Origin of the sequence: Campylobacter sp. CFSAN093226 (assembly GCF_012897595.1) — a bacterium.
GTDB lineage: Bacteria > Campylobacterota > Campylobacteria > Campylobacterales > Campylobacteraceae > Campylobacter_D > Campylobacter_D jejuni.
This window is the reverse complement of record NZ_CP040608.1, coordinates 1,551,641-1,577,938: the sequence shown is the minus strand read 5'-3', so window position 1 is coordinate 1,577,938 and position 26,298 is coordinate 1,551,641. Positions and strand designations below refer to the sequence as shown.

General features: G+C 30.5%; 30 protein-coding genes and 4 tRNA genes. 10 read left to right on the top strand and 24 right to left on the bottom strand.

Annotated features, from left to right (window positions below):
- Nucleotides 1-144 precede the first annotated feature (144 nt).
- The 13 genes from FBF02_RS08050 to dnaG form a co-directional block, all read right to left on the bottom strand.
- Complete coding sequence (locus FBF02_RS08050) at nucleotides 145-645, bottom strand: flagellar FLiS export co-chaperone (protein WP_002851413.1); 501 nt, start codon at nucleotides 643-645, stop codon at nucleotides 145-147.
- A gap of 55 nt (nucleotides 646-700) precedes the next feature.
- Nucleotides 701-1,300, bottom strand: a complete 600-nt coding sequence (locus FBF02_RS08045) for an ABC-type transport auxiliary lipoprotein family protein (RefSeq protein WP_002851511.1) — start codon at nucleotides 1,298-1,300, stop codon at nucleotides 701-703.
- Nucleotides 1,300-2,190, bottom strand: a complete 891-nt coding sequence (locus tag FBF02_RS08040; protein ID WP_002851168.1) for an MlaD family protein — start codon at nucleotides 2,188-2,190, stop codon at nucleotides 1,300-1,302. Before FBF02_RS08040 ends, FBF02_RS08045 begins: the two co-directional genes overlap by 1 nt.
- A 2-nt stretch (nucleotides 2,191-2,192) precedes the next feature.
- Nucleotides 2,193-2,915, bottom strand: coding sequence for an ABC transporter ATP-binding protein (locus FBF02_RS08035; protein ID WP_002851414.1), 723 nt, complete (start codon nucleotides 2,913-2,915; stop codon nucleotides 2,193-2,195).
- A complete protein-coding gene (locus FBF02_RS08030; RefSeq protein WP_002851140.1) occupies nucleotides 2,916-4,025 on the bottom strand; it encodes an MlaE family lipid ABC transporter permease subunit in 1,110 nt (369 codons plus the stop codon).
- Nucleotide 4,026: 1 nt separating this feature from the next.
- Complete coding sequence (tkt, locus tag FBF02_RS08025) at nucleotides 4,027-5,925, bottom strand: transketolase (RefSeq protein WP_002858130.1); 1,899 nt, start codon at nucleotides 5,923-5,925, stop codon at nucleotides 4,027-4,029.
- A 10-nt stretch (nucleotides 5,926-5,935) separates the two neighbouring features.
- Nucleotides 5,936-6,781: a polyprenyl synthetase family protein gene (locus FBF02_RS08020; RefSeq protein WP_002851379.1), complete on the bottom strand. Its 846-nt coding sequence runs from the start codon at nucleotides 6,779-6,781 to the stop codon at nucleotides 5,936-5,938.
- Nucleotides 6,778-7,872 (bottom strand): PDZ domain-containing protein, encoded by a 1,095-nt coding sequence (locus FBF02_RS08015; RefSeq protein WP_002851505.1) that lies wholly within the window; start codon nucleotides 7,870-7,872, stop codon nucleotides 6,778-6,780. Before FBF02_RS08015 ends, FBF02_RS08020 begins: the two co-directional genes overlap by 4 nt.
- Nucleotides 7,869-8,180, bottom strand: a complete 312-nt coding sequence (locus FBF02_RS08010) for a YbaB/EbfC family nucleoid-associated protein (protein WP_002851172.1) — start codon at nucleotides 8,178-8,180, stop codon at nucleotides 7,869-7,871. Before FBF02_RS08010 ends, FBF02_RS08015 begins: the two co-directional genes overlap by 4 nt.
- Nucleotides 8,181-8,183: 3 nt before the next feature.
- Nucleotides 8,184-9,467, bottom strand: a complete 1,284-nt coding sequence (locus tag FBF02_RS08005; RefSeq protein WP_002865460.1) for a UDP-N-acetylmuramoyl-L-alanyl-D-glutamate--2,6-diaminopimelate ligase — start codon at nucleotides 9,465-9,467, stop codon at nucleotides 8,184-8,186.
- Nucleotides 9,451-10,002 carry a hypothetical protein gene (locus tag FBF02_RS08000; protein WP_002851410.1) on the bottom strand — a complete coding sequence of 184 codons (552 nt, stop codon included), beginning with the start codon at nucleotides 10,000-10,002 and terminating at the stop codon, nucleotides 9,451-9,453. The genes FBF02_RS08005 and FBF02_RS08000 overlap by 17 nt, the downstream gene beginning before the upstream one ends.
- Nucleotides 9,989-10,261 (bottom strand): NifU family protein, encoded by a 273-nt coding sequence (locus FBF02_RS07995; protein ID WP_002858971.1) that lies wholly within the window; start codon nucleotides 10,259-10,261, stop codon nucleotides 9,989-9,991. Before FBF02_RS07995 ends, FBF02_RS08000 begins: the two co-directional genes overlap by 14 nt.
- An 81-nt stretch (nucleotides 10,262-10,342) precedes the next feature.
- Nucleotides 10,343-12,160, bottom strand: coding sequence for a DNA primase (dnaG, locus tag FBF02_RS07990; RefSeq protein WP_002858326.1), 1,818 nt, complete (start codon nucleotides 12,158-12,160; stop codon nucleotides 10,343-10,345).
- Nucleotides 12,161-12,229: 69 nt separating this feature from the next.
- On the opposite strand from dnaG, the gene FBF02_RS07985 reads away from it, so the two are divergent.
- From FBF02_RS07985 to aroC, 4 genes are read left to right on the top strand one after another with little or no spacing between them, the layout of a single operon-like run.
- Complete coding sequence (locus tag FBF02_RS07985; RefSeq protein WP_002851401.1) at nucleotides 12,230-13,216, top strand: CDC27 family protein; 987 nt, start codon at nucleotides 12,230-12,232, stop codon at nucleotides 13,214-13,216.
- Complete coding sequence (rnhA, locus tag FBF02_RS07980; RefSeq protein WP_002851277.1) at nucleotides 13,203-13,643, top strand: ribonuclease HI; 441 nt, start codon at nucleotides 13,203-13,205, stop codon at nucleotides 13,641-13,643. The genes FBF02_RS07985 and rnhA overlap by 14 nt, the downstream gene beginning before the upstream one ends.
- The gene (rnc, locus tag FBF02_RS07975) at nucleotides 13,630-14,304 is read left to right on the top strand and encodes a ribonuclease III (RefSeq protein WP_002851153.1); all 675 of its coding nucleotides are present in this window, start codon (nucleotides 13,630-13,632) and stop codon (nucleotides 14,302-14,304) included. The genes rnhA and rnc overlap by 14 nt, the downstream gene beginning before the upstream one ends.
- On the top strand, nucleotides 14,304-15,392 hold the full coding sequence (aroC, locus tag FBF02_RS07970; protein WP_002851463.1) for a chorismate synthase: 1,089 nt from the start codon (nucleotides 14,304-14,306) through the stop codon (nucleotides 15,390-15,392). The genes rnc and aroC overlap by 1 nt, the downstream gene beginning before the upstream one ends.
- 85 nt (nucleotides 15,393-15,477) lie before the next feature.
- Here the strand turns inward: aroC and FBF02_RS07965 are convergent, their stop codons facing one another.
- A complete protein-coding gene (locus FBF02_RS07965; protein WP_002851386.1) occupies nucleotides 15,478-16,461 on the bottom strand; it encodes an MnmA/TRMU family protein in 984 nt (327 codons plus the stop codon).
- A gap of 94 nt (nucleotides 16,462-16,555) precedes the next feature.
- Between FBF02_RS07965 and FBF02_RS07960 the strand changes: the two genes are divergently transcribed.
- Entirely contained in the window at nucleotides 16,556-16,717 is a 162-nt protein-coding gene (locus tag FBF02_RS07960) for a hypothetical protein (protein WP_002778908.1), read from the top strand.
- 3 nt (nucleotides 16,718-16,720) lie between these two features.
- Nucleotides 16,721-17,590: a hypothetical protein gene (locus tag FBF02_RS07955; protein WP_002851445.1), complete on the top strand. Its 870-nt coding sequence runs from the start codon at nucleotides 16,721-16,723 to the stop codon at nucleotides 17,588-17,590.
- Nucleotides 17,591-17,602: 12 nt separating this feature from the next.
- On the opposite strand, the gene FBF02_RS07950 is transcribed toward FBF02_RS07955, so the two are convergent.
- The 3 genes from FBF02_RS07950 to exbB are packed head-to-tail and all read right to left on the bottom strand — an operon-like array spanning nucleotide 17,603 to nucleotide 19,090.
- Nucleotides 17,603-18,286: an energy transducer TonB gene (locus FBF02_RS07950; protein ID WP_002851568.1), complete on the bottom strand. Its 684-nt coding sequence runs from the start codon at nucleotides 18,284-18,286 to the stop codon at nucleotides 17,603-17,605.
- Nucleotides 18,283-18,672, bottom strand: coding sequence for a TonB system transport protein ExbD (gene exbD / locus FBF02_RS07945; RefSeq protein WP_002851470.1), 390 nt, complete (start codon nucleotides 18,670-18,672; stop codon nucleotides 18,283-18,285). The genes FBF02_RS07950 and exbD overlap by 4 nt, the downstream gene beginning before the upstream one ends.
- Nucleotides 18,665-19,090: a TonB-system energizer ExbB gene (gene exbB / locus FBF02_RS07940; protein ID WP_002851166.1), complete on the bottom strand. Its 426-nt coding sequence runs from the start codon at nucleotides 19,088-19,090 to the stop codon at nucleotides 18,665-18,667. Before exbB ends, exbD begins: the two co-directional genes overlap by 8 nt.
- 157 nt (nucleotides 19,091-19,247) lie before the next feature.
- Between exbB and FBF02_RS07935 the strand changes: the two genes are divergently transcribed.
- The 4 genes from FBF02_RS07935 (at nucleotide 19,248) to FBF02_RS07920 (ending at nucleotide 23,360) form a co-directional block, all read left to right on the top strand.
- Nucleotides 19,248-19,991 carry a DUF4261 domain-containing protein gene (locus FBF02_RS07935; RefSeq protein WP_002858259.1) on the top strand — a complete coding sequence of 248 codons (744 nt, stop codon included), beginning with the start codon at nucleotides 19,248-19,250 and terminating at the stop codon, nucleotides 19,989-19,991.
- A 63-nt stretch (nucleotides 19,992-20,054) separates the two neighbouring features.
- Nucleotides 20,055-20,471, top strand: a complete 417-nt coding sequence (locus tag FBF02_RS07930; RefSeq protein WP_002843383.1) for a PepSY-like domain-containing protein — start codon at nucleotides 20,055-20,057, stop codon at nucleotides 20,469-20,471.
- Nucleotides 20,472-20,730: 259 nt separating this feature from the next.
- The gene (locus FBF02_RS07925) at nucleotides 20,731-21,981 is read left to right on the top strand and encodes an amino acid transporter (RefSeq protein WP_002851351.1); all 1,251 of its coding nucleotides are present in this window, start codon (nucleotides 20,731-20,733) and stop codon (nucleotides 21,979-21,981) included.
- 14 nt (nucleotides 21,982-21,995) lie between these two features.
- Nucleotides 21,996-23,360, top strand: a complete 1,365-nt coding sequence (locus FBF02_RS07920; RefSeq protein WP_002851484.1) for an L-serine ammonia-lyase — start codon at nucleotides 21,996-21,998, stop codon at nucleotides 23,358-23,360.
- 7 nt (nucleotides 23,361-23,367) lie between these two features.
- Here the strand turns inward: FBF02_RS07920 and FBF02_RS07915 are convergent, their stop codons facing one another.
- The 7 genes from FBF02_RS07915 to FBF02_RS07885 all read right to left on the bottom strand — a co-directional run bounded on the left by FBF02_RS07915 (nucleotide 23,368) and on the right by FBF02_RS07885 (nucleotide 26,282).
- Nucleotides 23,368-23,889, bottom strand: coding sequence for a hypothetical protein (locus FBF02_RS07915; protein ID WP_002851161.1), 522 nt, complete (start codon nucleotides 23,887-23,889; stop codon nucleotides 23,368-23,370).
- The gene (gene ribD / locus FBF02_RS07910) at nucleotides 23,870-24,880 is read right to left on the bottom strand and encodes a bifunctional diaminohydroxyphosphoribosylaminopyrimidine deaminase/5-amino-6-(5-phosphoribosylamino)uracil reductase RibD (RefSeq protein ID WP_010891948.1); all 1,011 of its coding nucleotides are present in this window, start codon (nucleotides 24,878-24,880) and stop codon (nucleotides 23,870-23,872) included. The genes FBF02_RS07915 and ribD overlap by 20 nt, the downstream gene beginning before the upstream one ends.
- A gap of 204 nt (nucleotides 24,881-25,084) precedes the next feature.
- Nucleotides 25,085-25,172: transfer RNA gene (locus FBF02_RS07905), tRNA-Ser, on the bottom strand.
- Nucleotides 25,173-25,193: 21 nt separating this feature from the next.
- Nucleotides 25,194-25,267 (bottom strand) — tRNA-Cys (locus FBF02_RS07900).
- A gap of 18 nt (nucleotides 25,268-25,285) precedes the next feature.
- A tRNA-Leu gene (locus FBF02_RS07895) sits at nucleotides 25,286-25,374 on the bottom strand.
- Between the two features lie 9 nt (nucleotides 25,375-25,383).
- Nucleotides 25,384-25,458, bottom strand: a tRNA-Gly gene (locus tag FBF02_RS07890).
- A gap of 71 nt (nucleotides 25,459-25,529) precedes the next feature.
- Nucleotides 25,530-26,282 (bottom strand): hypothetical protein, encoded by a 753-nt coding sequence (locus tag FBF02_RS07885; protein ID WP_002851224.1) that lies wholly within the window; start codon nucleotides 26,280-26,282, stop codon nucleotides 25,530-25,532.
- Nucleotides 26,283-26,298: the final 16 nt, after the last annotated feature.

The following is a 26,298-nucleotide window of genomic DNA, read 5'->3' as shown; positions in this document are numbered from 1 at the left end:
AAAGAGATCTTTTAAGATCTCGTTTGGGTTAGGCTATTTCCCTCCCCCTTTTTATTCGTAGCCTAACTCTCTTTTAGAGTTTGGAAAATCTCTTTAAGCTAAAATATATTATATTTGCTTAAAGAGAACAAACGATTACTATTCTTATTTAAATAAATTTTTAAAATCCATTGTAGAGTTATAAATTCCAGCATTATCCATAGTTTCGCCCATGGTAATTGCGGTTGATAATTCTGATAGAATGATTTTTATTTCATCTCTTTTATCTTGTATATAGGCCAATACACCTTCGTAATTACTTGTTTGAAGAATTAAAAGTGGATTAGCAATTTCAAATTCAAAAAGTTTTTTACCAACATAAACATTGAAAATATTTCCAAAAAGAGCTGTTCCCATGAAAGAGCAGTTTTGTATAAGTTGTGACGCTGTGGCATCAAGAGTTCTTTTTTGCATATCATCTGAATTTTCATCTATTCTTTCTAGAATGCTTTTTTCTATTTTTTTTAAAGACATATCAAGCACTTGAAGTGCTCCTATAAAATCATTTGCATCATTGATTTGAGAGCAAATTTGATTTGCTTTAAATTCATTCACGCCCTGAATTTCACCTAAGTGTTTTTTAAATATATCTAAATCACTTTTCATTGTTTACCTTTCAAAAATATTGCTAAATATTTAAAAAGCAAAAAGTGTTCCTAAATTAGGATAAGTTAGAATTTACCCAAAAAACAATCTCATTGCCAATTTTATTCAAGGCTTTTTGAAAAGCATTATAGGTAGAGCGGATATCTTTTTTTTCTATTTTTTCTTTGGTATTGAAAATTTTATGAGCTATTATTTGATTGTTTTCAAGATTTATGAAATTTACGCTTATAGAAATTTGAGCGTAGTTTTCATTGTTATTAAGAATTTGCTCAAAAGAGTTAATCCTGCTTTCAAGAGAATAATCCGCACTTAAAGAGCTTGTTGAAGAAAGTAAGGTTGTAAAAATATTGCTTTGTTCAAATTTTGATAAAATTAAAAAAGAATAAAGATTGCTTGGTAAATCTCCCCAGAAATAATGTGCGTATTTGTTGCTAAAACCATTATCTATATAAACAATAGCTCTTGAGTTTAAATACAAAGGTGCATTTGCATTGCGAATTTTAAGAATTTTACCAGTTTTTTTAAAAAAAATATTTGAGTCTATTCCTTCGTCTTTTAATATGATATTTTCATTTTTATTGATGGTTTCGTGTCTTAAAGAGCATCCGCATAACATAAAAATAAAAGTCAAAATACAGAATAATTGCTTTAGCATTATTTTTCTCCTGGTCCAAGTTTAGGTTTAGTTTCTTTAAAAATCAAATCAGCAGGGCTGTTTTGTAAATTTTCTATTAGAATATTGCTTTCAATTAAAACCCGTTTAAAAAGTTCTAAATTTTGCATCAAAGATGCTTTAATATCATCATAAGTGTTTAATTTTTCATCAGCTTTTTTTATGAAATTTTTTAAAATCATTGTGCTTTCTTTTATGTTTTTAAGACTGGAGTTGAAATTTTGCGCACTAAGGCTTATATTATCAGCCATTTTTCCTATTTTTAAACTTGCGTTTGAAAGATTAAGACTTAAATTTTTAGAATTAGCGTTTAAATTTGCACTTAATTCTGCTAGATTTTGCAAAAGGATTTCTAGATTTTTAAGATTTTTTTCGCTTAAAAGTTCTTTTGATTTATCATCGGCCGTTTTAACCAAAGAAAAAATATGTTCACTTTGTCTGTCTATGGTCGCTAAAAAACTTTCTTTAAAAGGAATGACTGGAAGTTTTCCCTGCATAGATACTAGATCTTTACTATTTTTACTTCCGCCTTGAAGTTGGATAAATTTAAGTCCTGTGATACCTTGAAGTTGCAAAGTAGCAAAAGTATCTTCTTTTATAGGGGTATTGTTTTTGACCTTGATGCGTATGTTAACGCCGAGTTCATCTTGATTGTAAATGCTGATTTCTTCTACGCTACCTACTTCCACGCCCAAAAGCCTTACGGGTGCTTTTATGCCAAGTCCTGCAACGGATTCTTGTGTGTGAATTTCATAATACTTAAAACTTTCTTCTTTAGAGTATCCACCAAGCCAAAGTATGAAACCAAGGCTTGCAAAAAATACTCCAAAAACAAAAAGTCCTACAAAAAAATAATTTGCTCTATTTTCCACTTTTACTCCATAAATCTTTTAAAAAGTCGTTCATTTTGCAAGCGTAATTCTTCATAAGTGCCGCAAAATCCAACTTTTTTATTTTCTAAAATGATAAAACGATCGAGTAAATTTTTCATACTTTCTTTATCATGTGTAACCAAAATGATATTTAGATCAAAACTTTTTTTTAACTCTAAAACCAAATCGTCAAATTCACGACTACTATGAGGGTCAAGTCCTGAAGTAGGTTCATCTAAAAAAAGCAATTTACTATCAAGTGCTAAAGCTCTAGCAATTGCCACTCTTTTTTGCATACCGCCACTAAGTTCGCTTGGAAATTGTTTTAAAACACTTTCGTTTAAGCCTACCATTTTTAGCTTCATTAAAACCAGTTCTTGTATGCTATTTTCATCTAAATGAGTGTATTCTTTTAAAGGAATAGCGATATTTTCATAAACATTAAAAAAGCTAAAAAGTGCAGCAAACTGAAAAACCACACCCCATTTTTTACGCAAAGCAAGTGCATCTTCTTCGTTGATATTTTTAAGTTTATAGCCTAAAATTTCATATTCTCCATCATCAAAATGTTCAAGCATAAGCATTTGTTTTAAAAGGACGGATTTTCCACTTCCACTACCTCCTAAAATACCAAAAATTTCGTTTTTTTTGATTTCAAAACTTACGCCATCATGGACAATTTTTTCTCCAAATTTTGTAATGATATTTTGTGCTTTAATAACCATTTAAATTCCTGTAGAAGTTAAAATAACAGAGAATAAAGCATCAAAAGCTATCACCCAAAAAATAGCATTTACAACGCTTTTTGTTGTATAAATTCCTATACTTTGTGTAGTGTTTTTTACCTCAAAACCACGAAAACAAGCAATAAGTCCTATCAAAAATCCAAAAATAGGTGCTTTTGCAAGTCCTATAAAGATATGTTTTATATCTACAGCTTCTCTAAAGCGTCTTAAAAATTCGGCAAAAGAAATATCAAGATTTAATTTTGCAACCATCATTCCACCTATAATACTGATTGCATCGCTAATGGCAACGATTAAAGGCATAGCTACTACCAAAGCCATGACACGTGGAATAACAATAAATTCAAAAGAACGAAAACCCATAGTATTCATAGCTGCAATTTCATCAGTAATTTTCATCACCCCAATTTGTGCGGTATAAGAGCTTGCACTTCTTCCTGCGATCACTATGGCAGCGATTAAAGGTGCAAGTTCTCTAGTGGCTGAAATTCCCATCAAATCCACTATGAAAATATTGGCTCCAAATTGTGCGAGTTGGTAAGCAGCCTGATAGGCTAAAACCACTCCTACTAAAAGAGCGGTTAAAATAACTATAGGTAAGGCTTTAAAAGCAGAATTTTCTATATGATATAAAAAAGCAATAAAGCGAAAATTTTTAGGATTTTTGAGGCATAAAAAAAGACTTGTGAAAAAAGCTCCTGTGAAATTGATGAATTTTCTTAAAATTTTTAAAAGTTCTAAACTTAATTTTCCAAGATCGATAAAGTATTCACTGAAATTTTGATGTGATTTTTTTGTTTTGCCTAGTCTTTGGTAGTTTTTTTCACAAAGTTCAAAAAGGGTTTGAAAGCGTGAATTTAAGCCTTCTTTGGTGATTTTAATATTTTTATTTTTAAGGTCATTTTCCAAAGCAAGGAAAAATCTCACTCCAGCGGTATCGATTGCTTTTAGATCTTTAAAATCAAAAATCACTTCCTTGCTTTGGATCAAAGCTAAAAAATCTTTTATTTTTAACTTATAAATACTTGTTTTATCCCAAATTCCAAAGATAAAAAGAGTATTATTTTGAAATTTGAAATTTGTATTCATTTTATTTGCTAAGGATAAAATTTACAAGCTTTGAAACGCTAAATCCAAAGCGTTCAAACACATCTTTGTCTTTACCACTTTCTCCAAAACTTTCTATGCCATATACTTTATGGCAAAATTTATAAAGTTCATTAGAATGTGCTGCTTCAACACCTATAACTTCACCTTTTAACAATCTTTCTTGATAAGCTTTATCTTGTTTTTCAAAAAGTTCAAAACAAGGCATGGAAACAACATTACAAGCAAAACCTTGTTTTTCAAGTTCGTTTGCACTTTCTAGACAAAGCCAAACTTCACTTCCACTTGCTAGAAGTGTAAATTTAGCCTCTTTGCTTTCTTTGAGTAAATACGCTCCGTTTTTTACATCTCCAAAAACAGGTTCATTTAGAGCTTTGAGTTTTTGGCGTGAAAGCACAAAAGCACTCGGAATATCAGCATTTAGGGCTATTTGCCAAGCTTTGACATTTTCCACCCCATCAGCAGGTCTAAAGGTTAAAAAATTTGGCATAGCTCTAAAAGTGCTAAGTTGTTCTATAGGTTGGTGTGTTGGTCCATCTTCGCCCACGCCTATGCTATCGTGTGTGAAAATGAAAAAATGTTTGATTTTCATTAGAGCTGCTATTCTTGCGGCAGGTTTTAAGTACTCGCTAAAGATGAAAAAAGTTGCCGAAAATGGTAAGAAAATTCCATATCTTGCAAAAGCATTGTTAATCGCTGCCATAGCGTGTTCTCTGATACCAAAATGGATATTTTTACCTTCTACAAAGTCTCCCATACTGTGAAGTTCTGTTTTATTCGAAGGGCCTAAGTCTGCACTTCCACCTAAAAATCCTTCTAAATTTTTAGCTAAAACATTTAAAATTTCACCATTACTATCTCTTGTAGCAAGATCTTTTCCTTTAAAATCAGGATAAGCTATCTTGTTAAAATCAGGATTTAATAGCCTTTCTAAAAGTTCTTTTTTAGCACTTTTTTCAAGCTTATCTTTCCATTTTGCTTCTTCTAAATCCCCAAGTTCTACAGCACTTTCAAAGCGGATTTTGCTTGCTTGTGGGATATGAAAACTGATATTTGGATCAAAGCCTGCTTGTTCTTTGGCTTTTTTAATCACTTCTTCACCCAAAGGTGCGCCATGGCTTTTATGACTGCCTTCAAGCTCTCCTGCACCCTTTGCTATAGTTGTTTTTGCGATGATAAGACAAGGTTTTGTGGATTTTTTAGCTTGTTCTAAGGCTTTATTGATTTCTTCATAATCGTGTCCATTTATACTTAAAACTTCAAATCCTTGTGCTTCAAAACGCATTTTTACATTTTCGTTAAAGGCTAAACCTACATCGCCTTCTATAGAGATATTGTTGCTATCATAAATAAGTATGAAGTTATCAAGTTTGTGAAGTCCTGCTAAAGAACAAGCTTCATAAGAAATGCCTTCTTGTAAATCCCCATCTCCGCAAAGACAATAAATTTTATGATCGATTAAATCACTGCCTAGCAAATTTTGTGCTTTTTTTGCTGCCATAGCAAAGCCTACAGCATTGGCAACGCCTTGTCCTAAAGGGCCTGTAGCGATTTCTACTCCAAGAGTTGAAATTTCAGGGTGTCCAGGGGTTTTAGAATGAAGTTGGCGGAAATTTTTAAGATCTTCTAAGCTTAAGTCATAGCCGCTTAAATGTAAAAAACTATAAAGCAAAGCACTTGCATGTCCGCCTGAAAATACAAGTCTATCTCGGTTTAGCCAAGTTGGATTTTTGGGATTGTGTTTTAAATGATAACTTAAAACACTTAAAATATCTGCTAAGCCCAAAGGTGCACCTGGGTGTCCTGAGTTTGCTTTTTGCACCATATCAGCACTTAAAAATCTTAGAGTATTTGCCTGTTCTTGTAAAATTTGAATGTTCATTATTTTGCCTTTATAAGTATTGAATTATTAAATTTTGTATCATTTGTGCGAGTTTTTCATTAAGTTTTTCTAAGTCTTGTTCGCATTCACTAAGAAGATTTTCTTTTGTTTTTATGGCTTGTTCAAGTCCAAGCAAATTGACAAAAGAATTTTTATGAATATCGTTGTTGGTAGGCTTTCCGCTTTGTTCTTGACTTGTAGTTACATCGATAATATCATCATTGATTTGAAAAATCAGTCCTAGTTTTAAACCAAGTTTGTAAATTTGATTGCTTTCTTCGTTGTTAAGTTCGCAAATTTCACAACCCATTTTTAAAGCTGCGGCGATCAATCTTGCGGTTTTATGTGTATGCAAAAACTCAAGTTCATTTAAACTCAGTCTTTTGTCTTCAAAAAAACAATCAATAGCTTGTCCTATGACCATTCCATTAAGTCCTGCATTAAAGGCAAGGGTTTTGATGAGTTTGATTTTGATTTCATCTTTTAAATGAGCATGACTTAGAACTAAAAAAGCTTCGGTATTTAAAGCATCACCTACTAAGATGGCTGTAGTTTCATCGTAGCTTTTGTGTAAGGTTGGAATTCCTCGTCTAAAGTCCGCATTATCCATAGCGGGTAAATCATCGTGTATGAGTGAATAAGTATGGATAAATTCCAAAGCTAAAGCTACATCTAAAGCTTGATTTAAAAGTTCAGGTTTATTGCTTTGCACTACGCTTAAAAGCAATTGTGCGCGAAAATGCTTTCCTCCTGCTTTTAACATAAGTGCTAAAGCTTCATTGAAAAAAGGATGAAAGCTTTCAACTTTGGGTAGATTTTTTTCTAAGTGATGGATAAAAAGTTCTTTTAAATTCACTTAGTAAGCCTTATGAAAAATTGAAATTTACCATCGCCACCTGAGTTGGCATTTCCGCCTAGTTCATTGTTGAAATTTGATAAAGGTAATTTAGTACTTTTGCGTTCAATTAAGATGCTAAAGTCATTACCAGCACTTAAAATATTTTGTAATTCTTTAAAATTATTTAAAATAATATTATTAACGCGTAAAATTTTATCTCCTACCATAAATCCTGCATTTGATACTTTTGATTTTGGATCTATTTTAGTTACAACAAGACTAGCATTAACCGTTAAACCAAGATTGCTTGTGAAATTTGTAATTTTTGGTTTTGGTTTAGAATCAGGAAGGTTAAATTTGCTCAAATCTTTTGCAAAAACTTCAGTAGAAATATTTAAATCCATATTATCACGCAACACTTGAAAATAAAGAGTGCTTCCGCGATCTGCAAAAAGAATTTTTTCATTGAGTTTTCTTAAATCATTGGCGGGTAAGCCATCAACACTTATAACTTGATCATTGATTAAAAATTGTGGATTTTTTCTTACATTGTTAACATAAATTTTATTTTCTCGAACAACAAAATCAACGCCAATATCCCCCCAATAAACATCGTTATATTTCATAAAATGTTTTAAATAGCGATTGCCTATAAAAGAGCTATTATTTAAAGCAATCCCCATCATTTCACAGCATGGAGTCCCTAAAAGTCCTATTTTAGAATTAAAATCAAGTTGATCTTTTTCATCAATATTTTGAGCTAAATACTTAATATGCCCTATATAAGGTTTATTAGGATCCCAAATTCCAACCCAATCATTACGAGTAAGTTTTTCTTCATCACCCATAGGAGTAGGGATTAGGCTAAAGTCAGTTCTTACAAGATATAAATTTAAAAATGGATCGTATTTTACATATTTGTTAAGCTTAGCATTAGGCTGTTTTAACACAGCAAGTAAATTTTCACTGAGTGCAAAAGCTGGCATTCCTTCATAGTTGAGCATGCTTGCCTTATTTCTTTCATAACCTGCTAAAAAATCTTCAAATTTAGGTCTTTCTATACCAAAAGACAAAGTAAAAAGCATGCAAATAATTAAAATTTTTTTCATAATTTCATACCTCCAAAACCGCCTAAAACATCATTCGCCATACTTGAACGATTTTGTGCAACCATAGCCAAAACATCATTAATTGCAGAAATAAGTAAAATTTGCAAGGATTCTTTATCTTCAAGTAAAGAATCATCAATGCTAACATCGATAATTTCACCCTTTCCATTGGCACTTACTTTAACAAGTCCTGCTCCGCTTTTGGCACTAAATTCACGATTTGCAAGTTCTAGTTCTATATTTTTTGCTTTTTCTTGAACTTGATTTAAAAGTTCTCCCATTTTAGAAAAATCCATATTTTCAAACATTGATTATCCTTGATTTTTTAAAATTTCATTAACAACTACTTTATCACTAAAAGGATATTTTATCCCTTTAATTTCTTGAGTAGTTTCATCACCTTTGCCTAAAATAACGACTAAATCGTCATTTTCTTTTAGTTCTAAAGCTTTTTTTATAGCTTCTTTTCTATCTTCTATCATTAAAACTTTTTCTTTTTTAGTAAAGCCTGATAAAATTTCTTCCATGATGGTTTTTGGTTCTTCGCTGCGTGGATTGTCACTTGTAATGATAGCAATTTTTGCAAAATGTTCGACGATTTTTCCCATTAAAGGGCGTTTGGTTTTATCTCTATCTCCACCTGCTCCAAAAACAACGATGAGTTTTTTATTTTTAAGAGTGTCAAGCACTTTTTCAATGCCATCAGGCGTATGAGCAAAATCTACAATCACACCTTTTGCTACTTGTTCTACCCTGCCACAAACCCCGCCAAATCCACTGATAGCTTTTTCCAAGTCTTTTAAATCAGGCTTTACGAGTTCATTCACACAAGCACTAGCAACTAGAAGATTGTAAAGATTAAAAAGTCCTAGCAAGGGCGAGTCTATGTGAAAAGTTTGATTTTTATTTGTTACAATAGTACTAATGCCTTCTTCTAAAGAATAAGCTTTGATTTGATATAAAGCAGGATTTTCTATGCCATAAGTAAAAGCATTACGCACATTAAATTTAATAGCCAAAGCATCTTTGTTGATAAATTTTAAACTCTCATCGGTAAAAAAAAGTTCTTTTGCTTCTTTATAATTTTCAAAAGTACCGTGAAAATCTAAATGATCTTGAGTGATATTGGTAAAAATTTTAGCAGCAAAATTTAAGCCTTCGATGCGGTTTTGAACGAGTGCGTGTGAGCTTACTTCCATGATGAAAAAATCACATTTTTTTTGAGTGGCTATTTGTAGGTATTCTAAGGTTTTAAGAATAGGGGAGGTGGTTAAGGATTTTTCATCGATTTGTTCATCGTTGATAAAAGCTCCTCTTGTCCCACAAAGCCCACACTTATAACCTAAATCCAATAAGATAGAATAAATCGCTGCTGCGGTTGTGGTTTTGCCATTGGTTCCTGTGATTCCTATGATTTGAATCTTTTCATCGATTTTTAAAAGTTTTTTACACTCATTTACATCAATGATTTTTGCACCTTTTTCTAAGGCTTGAGCGTGAAATTTAGCATTTTGTGTGGTTTGCAAAAAAAAGCATTCTTTTTCACACTCTAAGGTGTTATCTGTAATGAATGAATTTTCAAGTTTTAATTTCACTTTTAAATCCCATGAGTTTTTCTTGGAGTTTGATAAATCTATCATTTGCCCAAAAATGAGGCATAACATTTTCTATGTAATTTAAAGTCATATCTTTATAGCCATTATCAAGTAATTTTTCCAAAAAATCTAAAAAATCATCACGATTATCAATAACTAATTTAGTGCTGTTAATGATATTTTCAAAACTTTTTTGAAAGCCAAGTTCTTCTTCGCTTTTTAAAAAATCTTGATAATTTAACGCATGCCCATCTTCAAATTCGTTTTCCTGTTTGTTTTCTTGTTTTTTAAATTCAATTGTACTTAAAATTTCTTCTAAGTCTTTATCAATGCTAGAGATTTTGTAATGTTCTATATAAAAATCAAAAAGTAAAGAAGCTTCTTTAGGAGATTTTAAAGCAAGATCACAAAGGCAGATAAAATTTAGCAAGCGTTTATTTTTGCGTTTTTCATAAGCCATAGAAAAATACATTTTTGCAGTTTTAAAATCTTTCTTGTAAAAATGTTCAATTCCAAGTTTTTTATAATTTTGCAAATTCGTCTGCTCCGCCGTTTAAATTGATTATAGTGATTTCCGGATGAATATCAATCTTAAGTTGCCTTTCAAGACCGTATTTTAGCGTTGTTCCACTCGATGCACAGCCTTTACAAGCTCCTATTAAATGGACATAAACGATCCCATTTTTAATTCCTAAAAATTCAAGCCCTCCGCCATCACGTTCAAGCATAGGCAAGCTCTTTTCTAAACTTGCTTTAACAGGATTTATAAGCTCTTCATCACTAAAAGGCATCATAATTTATCCTTAAAAATTTTTATATACTTTAGCGTGATTGTGTTTAAAAAAAGGTAAATTAAGGCTTGAAATTTAAATAAATTAAAAAGGTTCGTCATTATTTTGTATGCTAAATCCTAAATCATAAGCTGTAAAGTTTTTGTTACCAAAAATTCCATTTAAGTTTCTAAATGATTGTTGCAGAATTTCTTCGTTTTTTTCATGTTTTAAGAAGCTTAAATATTCTTTTAAAAAATTATTTAATTCTGCGGTATTTAAATTTTTAATTAAAAGATTTAAATTTTTATCAATAAGCGTAAAAAGTTGTTTTTTTAATGCGAGTGTAGAATTTTTAATTTTTACATTGTTTAAAAAAGCTAAATTAACCTTGCAAATACCTAACAAGAATTCGCTATAGTTTAAATTTTTTCGAATATTTTTACTTTCAAATTCTCTAATATCACTATCTTCATAACCTTTTTTTTCTAAAATTTTATCCAATAAAATCTTATGTTTAAAACAAACACTATCACTAATTTGCTTAAAATCGTTACATATATCTGGATGCTGTTTTAAAAAAGCTATAAGTTCTAATTCTGCAATGTGAATTTTTTCTTTAGGAAAATTGTATTTATTTTGAGAAATTAAAGGGGTTTGTATGGTTTTTTTTGAATTTTGTGATAAGACAATAAATTTTTCATCCACTTTTAATAAATTTGAAACTAGACTAGTGTAAGAATTTGCCACTAAAGGTTCAAGATTAAAGGTGAATTTTTGTATAGTTTCTAAAGCTTTTTGTTTATCAAGAGCAGAAATTATGGAATGAGTGGATATTAAGCGTCTGATATAAAATTCACCAAGCTCTATTCCTTCATCGAGTATATTATGGAGTTTTGTGCTTTCATTTTTTGCTACGAGCTCAGCAGGATCTTTTCCGCCTTGCAAAATTGCCACTTTACCGTCTATTTTGTTTGTGCTTAATAAAAATGCAGATCGTGTCGCAGCTTTTAATCCTGCTTCATCATTGTCAAAACATAAAATCACTTTTGCATCATAACGGCGGATTAAGGGTAGATGATGTTCGGTTAATGCTGTTCCAAGAACTGCTACAGCATTGTTAAACCCTGCTTTGTGAAAAGCTATTGCATCCATGTAGCCTTCACATACTATTATTTCTTTTTTTTTGGCTATATTTTCTTTAGCGATGTTAAAAGCATAAAAAATTCTACTTTTATCAAAAAGTATATTTTGGGGTGAATTTACATACTTTGCCGGTACATTGGGATTTAAAGTGCGCCCTCCAAACCCTACCAATAAGTCTTTATGATCGTAGATTGGAAAGGTGATACGCCATATAAAACTTGCGTAAAATTCATTATTTTCATCTTTTTTTAAAGCTCCAACACTCATAGCATCTTCTAAAGGAATTTTTTGATTTTGCAATAATCTTATACTATCTTCACTTGCTCCTGCAAAACCTAATTCGAATTTGGCTATATCTTTGTCATTTAAAGCTCTCTGGTAAAGATAGGTTAAAACTTCTTTGTGGTGTTTGAGATTATCTTTAAAATACGCATTTAAGCTTGGTAGTATAGACTTTAGCTCTTTTTTATTTTCTTGTTTTTCTTTTGTATAACTCAAAGTAAAATTACTAAGGCTTGCAACTTTTTCAACTGCATCAGCAAAACTTAATTTTTCATAATCCATTACAAATTTAAAAGCATCTCCACCAGCCTTGCAGGCAAAACAATGATAAAAACCTTTGATAGGATTGATATGCATAGACGGGTTTTTATCTGCATGAAAAGGACAGATACATACAAAACTAGAGCCTTGTTTTTTTACTTCAATATAATTTTCTATAATATCAACAATATTAAGTCTTTGGGATAAATTTTCTATACTTTCTTTAGTTATCATTTTACAAACCTTGTTAAAATTATACAAAGATTTGGCTATAATTTGGCATAAAATTTTTAGAGCGAGACTATGGATTTTTTCTTTGTAGAATACAGAGACCCTTTAGTAGGGCTTATAATTTTAACCATTTTAGTATTTGTTGTAGCTGTTGCAAATTATATTTGGAAAATATTTGCTAACAAAGATGAAGAACAAAAGCTTGAAAAATTTATAAAAAAATTTGAAATGGATAACGCTCATAAAGAGTTATTAAGAAATAGTAGCTTGAGTTTTGGAAATTTAAGTTTTTTGGCTGAAATTTTTACTAAAAGCGGGGAATTTGAAAAAGCAACTCAAATTTATTTGATTGCTCTTGAAAAATGTAAAGATAAACAAGAAAGAGAATTTATTTTCCTTTCTTTAGCAAAAGTTTATTTTAAAGCAGGATTTTTAGAGCGTGCAAAAGAAGTTTTATTACAAGCTTTAAAACTGCGTCCAAGAAATATACAAGCCTTAAAACTTTTAAAAATTGTTTATTTAAAACTTCGTTCTTATAAAGAAAATTTAGAACTTTTAGAATGTCTTTTTGAGCTTAATGAAGATGTACAAAAAGAGCGTGATTTTATCAAAGCTTTAGAACTTTGTACTTTTAATATTACTGATGAAGAAAAAAAGAAAAAACTTTTAGAATTTAAAATAGAAGATAATCCTATGTTGGGGCGTTTAGTTTTTGAAAAATATCATATGTTTTTAGGGCAAAATTTTTTTGATATTTGTGATTTGCTTTATAGAGAAAATGAAGCGTTTAATTTAGAAAATCAAGATTTTTTAGAATTCTTTTATGCTTTGGGTAAAATTTCAAAGCATGATGATACGCACCAGTTTGTTTTTAAAAATTCTAACTTTAAAATGTTAAAAATTTTAAAAGATAATTCTTTTAATGCGGGGTTAGAATTTTCATATCGTTGTTCTGAGTGTAAAAATGTAATGCCTTTGTTTTTTTATCACTGTCCTGTTTGTTATGAGTTTAATACTTGTAAAATTATTTATGAAGTGAAAAACAATGAAACACATTGAAATTTATACAGATGGCTCATGTCTTAATAATCCAGGTTTTGGCGGATGGGCTTATATTTTGCGTTATAAGGAGTATCAAAAGGAAGGTTTTGGAGCTGAGGCTAATACCACTAACAATAGAATGGAGCTAATGGCAATTATTGAATCTTTGAAGGCTTTAAAAGAGCCTTGTGAAATTTCGCTTTTTACAGATTCTAACCTAATGGTTCAAAGTATTAATGAATGGCTAGAAGGATGGATAAAAAAGGATTTTAAAGGTAAAAAAAATATAGATTTATGGAAGGAATATATTAAAGTGGCAAAATCTCATAAGATTAAGGCTTTTTGGGTAAAAGCACATAATGGACATTTGGAAAATGAAAGGTGTGATACATTGGCGCGTGAAGCTGCTTTGAAAATTGCAAGGGAAAATGATGAAAAACATTGAAAAGCTAGAGCAGAGTTTAACTTATGAATTTAAAGATAAAAATCTTCTTATACATGCTTTAACCCATAAAAGTTTTAAAAAATCTTACAACAACGAACGCTTGGAATTTTTAGGTGATGCCGTGCTTGATTTAGTTGTAGGTGAATACCTTTTTCATAAATTCGCCAAAGATGCCGAAGGAGATTTATCTAAGCTTAGAGCAGCTTTAGTAAATGAAAAGTCTTTTGCAAAAATTGCAAATAGTTTAAATTTGGGCGATTTTATTCTTATGAGTGTTGCTGAGGAAAACAATGGAGGAAAAGAAAAGCCTTCTATACTTTCAGATGCGTTAGAAGCCATTATAGGTGCTATACATTTAGAAGCTGGGTTCGAGTTTGCAAAAACTATTGCTTTAAGGCTTATAGAAAAAAATTTCCCTCAAATTGATGCAAAAATTCTTATAAAAGATTATAAAACAAAATTACAAGAGATTACACAGGGAAAAATCGGACAAACTCCGCAGTATGAAACAGTGCGTGCTTTTGGCCCTGATCATTTAAAGCAATTTGAAATTGCTTTAATGCTTGATGGTAAAGAACTTGCAAGAGCTATTGCAGGAAGCAAAAAAGAAGCACAGCAAATGGCAGCAAAAATTGCACTTGAGAAATTAGGAGCTTTATAGTGAATACCTTTGGTACGAGATTGAAATTTACAAGTTTTGGTGAGTCTCATGGTGTGGCTGTTGGATGTATTATTGATGGAATGCCTGCTGGGGTTAAATTTGATGAAGAATTTTTGCAAAATGAGCTTGATAAACGCAAAGGCGGAAGTAAATTTGCAACACCAAGAAAAGAAAGCGATAAAGCTCAGGTTTTAAGCGGGGTTTTTGAAGGATATACAACGGGTCATCCCATAGCTATAGTAGTTTTTAATGAAAATGCTCATTCTAAAGATTATGATAATTTAAAAGATCTATTTCGTCCTGCTCATGCGGATTTTACTTATTTTTATAAATATGGCATAAGAGATCATAGGGGTGGGGGTAGATCAAGCGCTAGGGAAAGTGTTGCTAGAGTGGCTGGTGGTGCAGTTGCAGCGATGCTTTTGCGTGAATTTGATATTTGTGTTCAAAGTGGTGTTTTTGGAGTAGGAACTTTTGTATCAAATTTGAAAGAAGAAGAATTTGATTTTGAATTTGCTAAGAAAAGTGAAATTTTTTGCCTTGATCCAAAACTAGAAAGTGACTTTAAAAATGAAATTTTAAATGCTAGAAATTCAAAAGATAGCGTAGGCGCTGCTGTTTTTACAAAAGTTAGTGGTATGCTTATAGGACTTGGAGAAGTTCTTTATGATAAGTTAGACTCTAAATTAGCTCATGCTTTAATGGGAATTAATGCTGTTAAAGCAGTTGAAATAGGCGAAGGTATTAATGCAAGCAAAATGCGCGGATCGTGTAATAATGATGCTTTAAAAGATGGCAAGTTTTTAAGCAATCATAGCGGAGGAATTTTAGGAGGAATTTCAAATGGAGAAAATCTTATTTTAAAAACTTATTTTAAACCTACTCCTTCTATTTTTGCCAAGCAAGAAAGTATAGATAAATTTGGCAATAATTTGAAATTTGAACTCAAAGGTAGGCATGATCCTTGTGTAGGTGTTAGAGGAAGTGTTGTAGCTAGTGCTATGGTACGTTTAGTTTTGGCTGATTGTTTGCTTTTGAATGCGAGTGCGAATTTAAACAATTTAAAAAATGCTTATGGATTAAAATAAAAAAAGCCCATTTTCATGGGCTTGATTGCAATATTTTGAAAAGATTCAAATACTATATCGCTTGTTTTGCTAAATACTTTATACTTTAACTAATAAAAAATTGATTAATATCAGCCTTATTTTCAAAAGCTATACTTGTATAAGCTTGATTTTTAAATTTAAGTTCATAGCTTTTTCCTACTTCGTGTTTAGTATAGGTAAGGGCTATTTTTAAGGCAAGTTCTAAGTCTTTTTCTGAAATTTTTTCATCTACCAAAGAGTAAGCTCCGATTAAATCCCCAATTTCTATTGCTTCATATTTAGGAGTTTTTAAACCTTTTAAAAGAGTATTTTCAAGTTCATTTCTACCTATGATCATTTTAGCTCCATTGGGTAATCTTAAATGACGACCATATTTTAAAAGTTGTGCGTCATTAACCTGCATATCTTTGTCAAATTCTATGAAATCTCGAATTTTTTTAGCAAAACTATCAAGAGTTAGCAAACAACCTCCACCTGGGCTTTCAAAGTCTTCTAAGCCAAATTTAGCTGCAAGTTCAAGTTGTCTTTTACGACTTCTTCCAATAATACCTTCGAGTTTTTCTCTATCTACCCAACCTTCTCTTTCAGGTTTGGTTAGAGGTAGGTTTTTTGCACACATAGGACGCAAGATTAAATCTTCTTCATCAAGAGCAAGTTTTTTAACCTTTGCCATTGCATCACTTCTTTGACTCATAGGGCGTTGTCCTAAAACTTCTCCTGTGATGATAAAACTTGCATTTTCTTCTTTTAACATAGCAAGAGCAGTTTTAAACATAAAAGCATGACAATCTATACAAGGATTAAAATGTTTGCCATAGCCATATTGTGGATTAAAAAGCACTTCTTGAAGATAGGAATTTCTTACATCTATCATTTCAAAATCTGCACCTACCATTGCCGCACGCTTTTTCATGATTTCGCTTTTATCACTTGTGCTTCCAAAACCTATGTTGATATTTAGAGCTTTAACTTCTATGCCTTGTGCAGTGATGAGTTTCATTGCAAGCATACTATCAAGCCCACCGCTAAAAAGAGCTAATGCTTTCATTGATTCCTTTCTGAGATTATAAAGTTTTTTAAGATTTTGTCGATTATAAAAGGTATAATTTTAACTAAAAAATCTTTAAAATAAGGATTGGAAAATGTTAAAAATAATTTTGGTTTTAAGCATTTTGAGTTCTTTTGCTTTTGCAAATTCTTGTGCTAACTACGAGCAAGAACTTAAAAAGTGTAATTCTTTAAAAAATTCACATGAGAGAAAAATGTGTCGTTTAGGTTTATTTGCAAAATGTAAAAAAGGATAAATAATGAAAATCGATACTTCTGCTAGTTTAACCCATTCTTTAACTAATAATGTTGATAAAAAAGAGCTTAGCGTATTAAAAAAAGAAGATCAAGATAAAATTCCCGTGCAAGATCTTTCGAGTTTAAATAGCGATGGTGTTAAGGTTGTTTTTGAAAATAAGCAAGGTGAACTTATAGCTTTAAATTTAAGCGATGAAAATTATAGTAGTTTACAAAAAAATTTCGGTTCTTATATGAATTATGTTGCTAGAAATGATGGTAGTATAAGGCTTAATGGCGAAGTAAATCAATTTGTTTCAAATTGGTTTGAAAGTGTAAAAGATAATTTTGGTTCTTTAAATTCAAATTTAAATAATAAACAACAAAGTGTAAAATTAAATTTTAATACAAGTACCCTTCAACAAAGTATGCAAAATTTAGGCTTTAAAACAAGTGATGAAAAAATATCTGATGATGCAAATATAGAAGAAAAATTAAATTTTTTTATTGATAAAGATGTAAATAAAGATGGTAAAGTTGATGATAGTGATGTTAAAGAACCTAGCATGAGAGAAATTTTAAGCGACATTAAAGAAGCATCAGGTGGTGGAGCTAATGCTATGAAAACCATAGATCCGCAAAAAATCAATAAAAAAGATGATAAGGAAAATAATATCAAAGAAAAAGAAGACGAAGATTTGCTTCAAAAAGCTCAAGAAAAAGGTTTAAGTGCTTTAAGTGCTGATGAGCAGGCAAAGCTTGAGGCTAGCAATCCTGAAGAATTTGAAAAACTGAAGCAAAAATCTTTGCAAGAATTAAGTCAGAATTTAAGTAAAGATTTTCAAAATAAAATTGAAAATCAAGAAGCACAAATTGTAGATAAGAGAGTGTAGCAAATTATAATTTTATCCTCTTAGGGTTTTAAAATCATATATAATAGGTAGTGTAATTCTTAAATCTCCATTATAGTGTGGAAAATTTAAAGAAGCTTTTCTTATGCTTTCTAAAGCACTTTTATCTAACAAATCATATCCCGAGATTTCTATGATTTTTAAATCTGCTAAAGTTTTGTTTTCTTTCCATAAAAATTCTACTTTTACAGTTCCTTGCATACGCATTTTTTTTGCTTGCCTTGGATAAAATTGTGCTTGTTGTATAGCTTTTTGGATTTCTTTTAATACAGGGTGATTATCTTTTCCTTGTGTTAATTGAGTGATCTTAGGTTTGACATTTGTATCAGTTGTTTTTGCAAAAGTTTTAACTTCTTGAGTTGGTGCTATTGGGGTTTTATTTGGTATTGGGTGTGGAGGTGTTTTTTTTATCTTTTTTTGCATTTTTTCAGGAGTTTTTTTAATAACTTTTGGCTGAGGTTTTGGTTTGATAGGTTCTATAATGGATTCTGTTGGTTTAGTCTCATTTGTTGGATTAGTTTGGGTAAATTGTTTTATTGCTAAAGAAAAAGAATCTTCATTTTTAATTTCCATTTTAAAAAAGTCATTTGAGTGAAAAATGACAAAAAGTAAAGGTATAAAGACTATAAAAGTTATATAAGAAGCTTGGTATTTATGATTTAAAAATAAAGTTTTCATTTGTTTTTCTCAGTAAGAATCTGAAAATTTTCATGTTCTTTGGCTTTTAAAAAATCTATAATTTTTACAAAGCTTTCAAATTTAGCATTTTTATCGCTTTTTAGTTCTACTATGGTTTTTTTATCAAGTGAAAAAATAGCATTTTGAACTTCATTTAAATCAGCTAATTTATCATTTAAATAAAAAGTATTTTTTTCGTCTATGGTTATAAGAAGTTTTTTTTCATTATTGCTTATATTGGTAGCATTTTCACTTGAAGGAAGTGAGATTTGAATTTTTCCATGCGCAATAAAGGTTGAAATACTAAGTACTATAGCAAGCAAAACAAGCATAATGTCTATAAATGGGACTATATTTAAACCTTCATTTTTTGGTAGTTTAAGCATTTTTATTTGCCTTATAAGCATTGCTTAAGAGGGAAACTTTTCTAAGTAAGGCATTATAAGCCATTAAAGCAGGAATAGCAACCAAAAGTCCTAAGGCTGTAGCTTTAAGAGCTAAAGAAAGCCCCACGACTATAGATTTGACATCTATATTGCCCGCCAAGCCCATTTCGTAAAATGTAACCATGATGCCTATTACAGTGCCTAAAAGTCCTATATAAGGGGCATTGGAATAGATGATATATATAGTGGTTAAATTTTCACTAATCGCATCATCAAATTGCTCTTGATTCTCATAATTTTTAAAGTTAATTTTTCTAAAAAATAGCATTCTTTCTACAACACACCAAAAAGCTATAAATGCCATAATTCCTAGAATTAAAAAGATAATTAAATCGATGTAATCTTTTAAAAATTCCATATTTTTCTCCAAAAATATACTTATAAATTTTAAAAGATTATACTGTATAAAAAATAAATTTATAATTAATATCAATTATCATAATTTTTAAGAAATTCTTGTTTATAGTATTTATTTTTATTAGGTTATAATTTATAAAAATTTAATAGGGTTTAACATGACTATAGATTTAAATCACAATTTTACCTCTTTTGTTCTTCTTGATGAAGTTGATTTTAATTTTTCGGAGTTAAAAAGCATTTTAGAAGATAAATTTAATATAAAAATAGCTGATGAAAATTTTACCAAAGAGGGCGTGATTTTTTCATATGAAAATATGTTAGTTACTCTAAATTTGATTAACAATCCTATACCTAATCACGAAGTAGAATACTATGCAAATTTTAATTTTATGTGGAAAGATGCCTTAGAGCAAACTAAAAAACATAAAGCTCATCTTCTTATAGCGGTGCTAAGTCAAGATCAAAGCAAATTAGAACAAGCTAAAATGTTTACGAAAATTGCAGCTTTATGTTTGGATAATAAACATGCTTTAGGTTTTTATACAGGTGCAGTTGTTTTAGAGCCCAGTTTTTATATAGAAAATGCAAAAATGTTAGATGATAATCGCTTGCCGGTATATAATTGGATATATGTTAGTGTTTATCCTAGTGAAAATGGAGTTAATGCTTATACTTATGGGCTTAGAAATTTTGATAAATTAGAACTTGAAGTTTGTGATTTAAACATAGAAGAAAAAGAACTTTTCTTTTGTATTTATGATATTGTTTTGCATATTTTAACTTATGATATTAATCTAAAAGATAAAGATATTTTAAAATTTGAAGATGGAAAAGAAATAAAATTTATAAAAAGTCAAGGTATAAGTGTTGAGAATGAAAGCTTGAAAATTATTTTTTAAGTTTCACATTCACTTCACAGTTTTGAGTTAAACTTTCGCCAACCAAGAAAAAAAGGAGAAATTATGAAAGCAAAACTAACTTTACTTGCTTTGTTGGGTACTACGGTGCTTTTAGCTAAAGATATGGTTGTTCCTGCTAGCGAACTTCCAAATAATGCCAAAGAATTTATTTCTAAAAATTTTAAAACCGCTCAAATTGGTTTGGTGAAAAAAGATATAGATTCTTATGATGTGATTTTAAATGATGGAACTGAAATTGATTTTATGATCAATGGAGAGTGGAAAGAAGTTGATGGAAAATATAAGGCTTTGCCACATACTATCTTACCTAATGTTATGAAAAAAGTGAGTGCAACTCAACCAAATGCTCAAATTCTTGAAGTAGACAAAGAAATTAATGGTTATAAATTTAAGTTTAATAACAATATGGAAGTTTATACAGATATGCAAGGAAATATCCTAGGTCAAAAATTAGATTAATTTTTGAAAATTTAACTCCCTTAGAAAATTTGATGCAAAAATTTGGAAGCATAGTCTTCCAAATTTTTATTTTTTGATTGCAAAACTCAAAATATATTTAGTTTTAAAATAATACTGTATTGATACAAGTGATTGTTTTTTTATAAAATTAAATTTACAAAATGTTACATAAGATTTAAAATATTTTTTTTAAAAAATAATTATTTATAAATATTTTGCTAAAATAAAAGAGATGTAATCTTAAATTTAAGGAAGAATAATGAATACTCCTAAATGGACTAGTCACGATACAAGGTGGGTTTTATCTCTTTTTGGAACAGCTATTGGAGCCGGCGTACTTTTGTTGCCTATTAGTGCTGGGCTTGGTGGATTGATACCTTTGTTAGTTATACTTGTTTTAGCTTTTCCTATGACTTACTTAGCTCATAGAAATTTATGTCGCTTTGTGCTTTCAAGTTCTAATCCAAAAGATGATATTACTTTTGTTGCAGAAAGTTATTTTGGCAAGGGCGGTGGATTTTTAATTACACTTTTGTATTTTTTTGCTATTTTGCCTATTTTATTGGTTTATAGTGCTAATCTTACAACAACTTTGCTTGAGTTCTTAATCAATCAGTTCAATTTCAATGCAGATCTTACTCATGCTGCTCGTTGGTGGGTGAGTTTTTTGATTGTTGGAGTTTTGGTTTTGATTTCTATTCTTGGTGAAAATGTTGTAACAAAAGCAATGAGTTTTCTTGTTTTTCCTTTTATTATATTTTTATTTATTTTTTCATTGCTTTTAATTCCACAATGGAATTTATCGTTATTTGCAAATGTTGATTTTTCCGTAATTTCAACAAGTAATTTTTGGGTTACTTTATGGCTTGTTATTCCTGTGATGGTATTTAGTTTTAATCACTCTCCTATCATTTCTTCACTTGCTTGTTATTGTAAAAAAGAATATGGTGGTTATGCTGAACCTCGCGCTAGAAAAATTATTTCTTTGGCAATTATTCTTATGGTTTTTGTTGTAATGTTTTTTGTTTTTTCTTGTGCTTTAACCTTTACACCAGAAGATTTTGCATCAGCAAAAGATCAAAATATCAATATTCTTACTTTTATAGCAAATAAATTTCCTGAAGTTTCTTTACTAGCTTATGTTGGACCTATTGTTGCACTTGTGGCTATTAGCAAAAGTTTCTTAGGGCATTATCTTGGTTCTCAAGAAGGCTTAAATGGTATTTTATATAAAGCAAGTAATGGTAGAATTCAAGGTAAATTCGCTCAAACTTTAACAGCGATCATTACCTTTGCTATCGCGTGGCTTGTTGCGTATAAAAATCCAAGTGTTATAGGAATTATCGAGGCTATTGGTGGTCCTGTTTTGGCTATTTTGCTTTTCTTAATGCCGCTTTATTGTATTTATCGTTTTGATATTTTGGCAAGGTTTCGTAATAAATTTTTAGATCTTTTTGTTTTGGTAATGGGGATAGTTGCAATTTCTGCTGCAATTCATGATCTTTTATAAATTAAGGATAAAAAATGAGTAATTTAAGCATTTTTAAAATAGGTGTTGGCCCTTCTTCTTCTCATACTTTAGGGCCTATGCTTGCTGGAAATTTATTTTGTAAAAAAGTTGCTAAAAAGCTTGATGAAATTGATAGAGTTGAGGTTACTCTTTATGGTTCTTTGTCGTTAACAGGCAAAGGACACTTGAGTGATAAGGCTGTGATTTGGGGGTTAAATGGCTTAGAAGCTAAAAATTTAAGTGCGGCAATACAAGATGAAGTAAATAAAAATGCTATTGAAAATGCTCAAATTGATTTTTGTGGCGAGAAAAAACTTAGTTTTAATTATGAAAAAGATTTGATATTTTCTAAAGATTTTTTACCTTTACATGAGAATGGTATGAAAATTAAAGCTTATGATTGTAAAGGTGGGTTAGTTGATGAGGAAACTTATTATTCTGTAGGTGGAGGCTTTGTTTTAACAGCTGCGGAATTAGAAAAAAAAGGTAAAAATTCTAACCAAAATAAAAAGAAAAAACTAGATATAGAGCTTAATAACGCTAAAGAAGCTTTAGAGCTTTGCGATAAAAGAGATTGGGATTTGGCAGAGCTTTCTTATCGTTATGAATTGCAATTTCACACTAAAGAGGAAATTTGTGCTTATTGTCTTGAAATTTGGGAAGTGATGCAAGAAGTGTATTATAATGGTACGCACCCGAATGAAGATTATTTGCCTGGAAAACTTCATTTAAAGCGTAGAGCTAAAGGACTTAAAGAAAGAGTAGCGATGACAGCTGATCCTATGGGTATTATCGATTTTATTTCTTTATATGCTATTGCGATTGCTGAAGAAAATGCTAGCGGAGCAAAAGTCGTAACCGCACCAACAAATGGAGCATGTGCTGTTATCCCTGCTGTTATGCTTTATCTTAAAAATCATACTATAGGTTTTAGTGATGAAAAGGTTATAGAGTTTTTATTAACAGCAATGCTTATAGGTTCTTTTTATAAGAAAAATGCAAGTATTAGCGGAGCAGAAGCAGGTTGTCAAGCAGAAATTGGTAGTGCTAGTTCTATGGCAGCTGCGGCTATGGCAACAGTTTTAGGAGCTAATGCTTTTAAAGCATGTAATGCTGCTGAAATGGCAATGGAACATCATCTAGGTCTAACTTGCGATCCAGTTGCAGGACTTGTGCAAATTCCTTGCATAGAAAGAAATGCCTTTGGAGCCATTAAGGCCATAAGTGCTGCTAGAATGGCAATGACACGCAAATCCACTCCTATGGTAAGCCTTGATGAGGTTATAGAAACCATGTATGAAACAGGAAAAGATATGAATTATAAATATAAAGAAACTTCTTTAGGTGGTCTTGCTACAAATTTAAAAACAGTATGCTAAAGTGTTTTTACACTTTAGTGTATTTTTTCATTCTTTGACTTAAAAATTCTTTCATTTCTTCTTTGGAAAAACTTTTAAGAATGCGAATTTGCTTAAAAAGCAAGCCAAGATTGATTACTCCCATCACTAAAAGCAATAAGCAAATCGTTAAAAAAAGAAGATCTATGGCTCCAAATTCATTAATCATAGCCAAACTTGCAAAAAATACACTCGCTAATAACAAAAAAAATAAAAGCAATATTTGTTTTAATTTTGTCTCATTAAAATTATCGCAATTTTGAGTGAAATTTCTAAAAAGTATGATCTTTTTACCCAAATTTGAAACTAAAATTTCATCATTTTCCTTAAATAAGCCTTCTTTTAAACTTTGATAAAAAAAGATTTCATTGTTTAAATTTAAATCATCTTTGTAGCTTGATAGGGTGTAGTCCTTGTAAAAAAAGGATTTTAATTCATTTTTCTTTTCTATTTTAAATAATCTTAAATCATTTCTCGCATAAAAAAATCCACTAAAGTTCATAAATGCCATAAGTATCACTCCCTAAAAAATTCCTGTAAAGTGGCTTGAAATTTAAAGGTATTGTAACATTTTTTTCATCATTTAAACTTGAACTTTGGAAAATCAAAAACATATCTATTTCATCTTTAAAGATTTTGAGAAAATTTTCTCCACCCTCATACATTAAAAATTTAGCTTCACTTGGAATTTGGGTATAAATTTGGCGGTTTGGAACTTTAAATAAAGGGATATTTTTATCAAAATTATCTATATTTTGACGGCTTAAGATACAAAGATTAGGCGCTTTTGCTTTGCAAAGCCTAGCATCTAATATAGGGCAATCTTTTCTTATGGTTTCTCCACCGACTACAAGCAAATCAATCACCGCTCTAATTTCATGTGCATAAGTGCGACTTAGCTCATTGCTTACGATTTTGCCAAAAGGTGAGCCGTTCATAGAAAGGGCTAATTTAAAAAGTTTAAATTGCCCTTTTTGCCATTTTAAAAAAGGTTTTAAAAGTTTTTTTCCTTCTTCTTTAAGTATGTCAAATTCAACCTCTATACCTTGTTTTTTTAAAAATTCAGCCCCACCGCTTGCGATTTTATTTTCATCTTTAACGCTGATGAAAATTTTTTTAAAACCTAGCTCGCTAAAGAGTTTTGCACAAGGAGGTGTTTTTCCTTGATGAGAGCAAGGCTCAAGCGTTACAAAAGCTATGCTATCTTTAAATACACCTTGATGGTTTTTGCAAATAAACTCATGTAAGGCGTTTGCTTCTTTGGGCAATGAAATTTCAGGTCTTAAGCTTTTAAAAGCATGAGCTATGGCATTAAGTTCCGCATGAGCTAATCCAGCTTTTTCATGAGCTTTTATGGCTAAAATTTTTTCATTTTTATCTAAGATTACACAGCCTACAGCCGGATTTGGATAGGTTAAAAACTGATATTTCCAAGCCTCATTTAAAGCTAAATTCATATAAAATTCTTTCATTTGCCTACCTTGTATTTTAAAATTTGACATATTTTTAAAATTTTATATTTTTGTTTTAAGATAACAAATTCTAAATTTCCATTTGTATTTCTTATTTTTAATTATATTAGCCATAGTTTTTCTAAGTTTTTTTAGGATATAACAAAAATAGTAAGACCGAAGTATTATTTTTCATTTGTAGTATCCTTTATAATTTCAGGAATAATATAAGCTTGATAAACTAGAAAGTCTTGGTGGCCGGGAGAAAGGGATTCGAACCCCTGGAGGTGTGACCCTCAACGGTTTTCAAGACCGCCGCTTTCGACCACTCAGCCATCTCCCGATAAAGTAAAGTTTTGCCTTTTGGAGGCGACATCCGGATTCGAACCGGAGATCAAGGCTTTGCAGGCCCATGCCTTACCGCTTGGCTATGTCGCCCTGATAATGTTGAAAAAGTGGTGCCCGAGGCCGGACTTGAACCGGCACGGAAGAAAAATTCCGAGGGATTTTAAGTCCCTTGTGTCTACCAATTCCACCACCCGGGCGGGTGATTATGGAGCGGGAAACGAGATTCGAACTCGCGACCCCAACCTTGGCAAGGTTGTGCTCTACCCCTGAGCTATTCCCGCATAAATTTCTGAAAGAATTGAAGATAAAAGTATAGCAAAATAAACTTAAAAGGAGTTTATTTTGCTATAAGTTATTTGCAAATAAATAAAGCTTTTGCATTTAAAATTTGTTCTTTTTTGCTGATAATTGGAGATGAAAGTTCTATATTGTCAGATTTCGCATTTAGCATTCTAGGTGCGATATTGGTATTGGCATTTACTTGTAAATTTTTCAATACACAAGTTTTATTAAGATCTAAAGAGTAAGTTTTTTCATATTCGTATGATGTTTTTAAAAGCTCTTTGTAGAGATTTTCTTTGTTGTTGTTTAGTGTATCTTTTGAAAATTTTGTTTGTATGGCTGGTGTTGAAACGCTGATGAAATTATTTTTAGCTATGATAGAATTGATGTCATTTAAAAGCTTGTTAAAATCTGCAAGTTGGTTTTCTTTAAATTCACATTCTAAATTCGCATCAAATCTTTGACCTTTTGGAGTTTGTATACCATCTTTATAGGAAAAATTAGGTTCTAAAGAAAAACTTCCTCCGCTACAAAAATTTTCTTTTTTTGAGCGTTCTAAAATTTGATTGAAAGTATTTGTGATTTCAGCTTTTTCACTATTGTCTAATGTAATTTTTGAACTTAAATTTTCATTTGCCCAAAAATTAATATTTGCATATAAAATATCGGGTTTTAGCGTATTGCTTACTTCTATATTTCTTGAAAAATATAAATCATGATTAGAGTCTTTTTTGCCTAAAAATTCTACATTAAAAACTACTCCTGCAACAAAAAGTAATAAACATAAAAAACCTACACCTAAACCTTTAAAAAAAGCTAACATGGATATCCTTAATAAT